At 60.4% G+C, this 2,115-nt stretch carries 1 protein-coding gene; it reads left to right on the top strand.

What is annotated here, in order from left to right; translation table 11 throughout:
- Window positions 1-75 precede the first annotated feature (75 nt).
- On the top strand, window positions 76-2,103 hold the full coding sequence (locus ABIZ35_RS01025; RefSeq protein ID WP_348218016.1) for a GDSL-type esterase/lipase family protein: 2,028 nt from the start codon (window positions 76-78) through the stop codon (window positions 2,101-2,103).
- Window positions 2,104-2,115: the final 12 nt, after the last annotated feature.

The following is a 2,115-nucleotide window of genomic DNA, read 5'->3' as shown; positions in this document are numbered from 1 at the left end:
GTACTTATAGGCGCGAATTCATTCGCCGGCTTCTGACGAGCAAACGCTATCTCTTTGGGAGTTAGACCAATTACCATGACGATCAAATCAACGATGATTCTCGCCGCCGTGTTGGCGGTTGCCGTGTTCTCTCCTTCAGCCATCGCGGCCAAGTCCGCGCCGATCAATCTGCCAGTGAGTAGCGCGCAAATTTTAGACTCTGGAACGCTCGGCCTGTCCGCAGGCGCTTCACTGGAGCATAATACGGTCATGGATAATCTTGGCGGCTGGACCGATCCGCATGTGCTCGTTCGTTGGACAGCGCATGCGGACAAGCCTGGCGTGTACCGTGTGGACCTGTACTATTCGCAGCCGACGGGCAATGACGGCGCTTCGATCGCAGTCAGTGTCGGCGACCAATCGGTGGAAACGACGCCGCCCGCGACGGGCGATTGGTCGATCTACAAAACCGTTCCGGTCGGTGAAGTCCAGATCGACAAGGCGGGCGATGTGGATGTGATCCTGGCGGCGCGCAAGACGCCGCACGAATATATCATGAATGTCCGGTCGATTATCCTGACGCCGGTTCGCGGGAAGAAACCCGCCGGCGATGTTTCGGGGCCTGTGCTGACGCCGCTGGCGCTGGCCGGGCAGCGGGTGCTCTGGCTCGGCGACAGCATCACGCAGGACGGTAAATATGTGACGGACATTGAATACGCGCTCGGCAAGCGCTACCCCGATCAGAAGTTTGACATCGTCAGCATTGGCCTCGCCAGTGAGACGACGTCGGGCCAGACCGAGAAGCGACATCCGTTTCCACGTCCCGATGTCCATGAGCGCCTGAAGCGCGCTCTGGACAAGGTGAAGCCTTCAGTGGTTGTGGCGTGTTATGGCATGAACGACGGGATTTACCATCCGCAGAGCCCCGAGCGGTTCGCGGCGTTCAAAAAGGGCGTGCAGTCATTGATCGATACCGTGCGAGCGTCGGGAGCGCGGCTGATCCTGCTGACCCCGCCGCCGTTCGACGCCAAAGTCGCGGGCAACGTTCAGAAAGCTGGAGCCGCCGATTACAGCTACATGGACCCATACGAGAACTATGACGACGTACTGGCCGAATACGCCGCCTGGGAGATGGGGCTGCGCGAGCGCGGCCTCAATGTGATCGATCTGCACACGCCGCTGGCCGAGTATCGCAAACGGGAGCGCGGGTCCGATCCGAGTTTCAAGGATACGGGGGACGGCATCCATCCCGACGCTGCGGGGCATTTGGCGATGGCGCGCGTGTTCCTCAATGGCCTGGGCGTCCCCGTTCAAACCAACGCCACTCACGCCGAATTGGTTGCCGATGTCCAGAAGATGGAGGCCGATCCGCTCTACGATCTCGTTCGGAGGCAGCGGGAGGCGCGCTCCAATGGCTGGCTGGCCTATGTCGGCTACACGCGCGGCGACAAAGTTCAGGCCGCCTCCGTGGACGCCGCCGAAACGGAGAACCAGGCGCTGCAAGCCCAAATCGATACGCTGCGCCAGCCGATTCGTATCGCGTGTGTCGGCGACAGCATCACCTGGGGCTCGGGTGTCGACAATCGAAATGTGAACAGCTACCCGGCCGTGCTCGGCGGATGGCTGGGCGAAGGGTATCAAGTCACAAATTTCGGCGTCAGCGGAACGACCATGCTCAAGCACGGCGATTCGCCCTATTGGACCCAAAAGGCGTTCACCGACGCCAAGGCGTTCCAGCCCAACATCGTCGTAATCATGCTCGGGACCAACGACACCAAATCGCAGAACTGGAAGTACAAAGACGAGTTCACCACAGACTACACAGAAATGGTTCGCCAGTTCGCAGCCCTCCCCAGCAAGCCGAAAATCTACCTGTGTCGCCCCGTCCCCGTGCCTAAAACTGGGAATTACGGCATCAATGAAGCGGGCGTTCAGGAAGAAATCCCGATGATCGACGCGATCGCCACGCAGACCCAGGTGACCGAAGTCGATGTCCACGCCGCGCTGTCTGGTCATGACGATCTGATCCCGGACAACGTGCATCCCAACGCCGCCGGCGCGAAGCTGATCGCGGCCGCCGTCTACCATGCGCTGACGGGGATGGATGCGCCCCTCACGAAGTAAGAGACGTTTCTG

It is taken from the genome of Capsulimonas sp. (assembly GCF_039929585.1).
Lineage (GTDB): Bacteria > Armatimonadota > Armatimonadia > Armatimonadales > Capsulimonadaceae > Capsulimonas.
The sequence above is the reverse complement of the archived record's forward strand: the minus strand, read 5'-3'. Positions and strand labels throughout refer to the sequence as shown.